The sequence below is a fragment of the Pandoraea sp. PE-S2R-1 genome (assembly GCF_002179865.1).
Classification (GTDB): Bacteria; Pseudomonadota; Gammaproteobacteria; order Burkholderiales; family Burkholderiaceae; genus Pandoraea.
The window spans coordinates 1-492 of sequence record NZ_NGUR01000070.1 but is presented as its reverse complement, the minus strand read 5'-3'; the positions used below and the strand labels follow the sequence as shown (position 1 = coordinate 492).

Annotated in this window: 1 protein-coding gene; it reads right to left on the bottom strand. The window is 59.1% G+C overall.

Translation table 11 applies throughout. The annotated features are described in order from the left end of the window. Positions 1-433: response regulator transcription factor (locus CDV44_RS27075; protein ID WP_371328823.1), on the bottom strand; the 433-nt coding region annotated here is incomplete at its 3' end. Positions 434-492 lie beyond the last annotated feature (59 nt).

Here is a 492-nt window from a genome sequence, read left to right as displayed (position 1 = left end):
CGGGTAGCGAGCGAGCCATCATCTTCCTCATGACTTGTCCGCGATGGACCTTGACCGTAATTTCGCTGAGTCCCATACGCGCCGCAATCTGCTTGTTGAGCAGGCCAGTCATCACATAAGCGAGCACTTCCTTCTCGCGCATCGAGAGGGAGTCATACAGAAGCCTCACTGTCCGATGCGAGGCTTCGCTGGCCAACCTCGCGCGGTCCTTCGTCAATGCCTGAGAGACGGCATCGAGTATGTCCTGATCCCGGAACGGCTTGGCCAGAAAATCTGTCGCACCGTCCTTCATCGCTTTGACGGACATTTCGATATCGCCGTGTCCTGTGATAAACACGACCGGTAGCCGGATGCCCTCGCTAATGATGTCACGGTGAAACGCCAGGCCGTTGACGCCGCGCAGGCGAACGTCGAGCACGAGGCACGCCGGCACGGGGGGACGCGCGTAAGCGAGGAAGTCTTGCGCACTCGCAAACGTCTCCACCTTCAGGT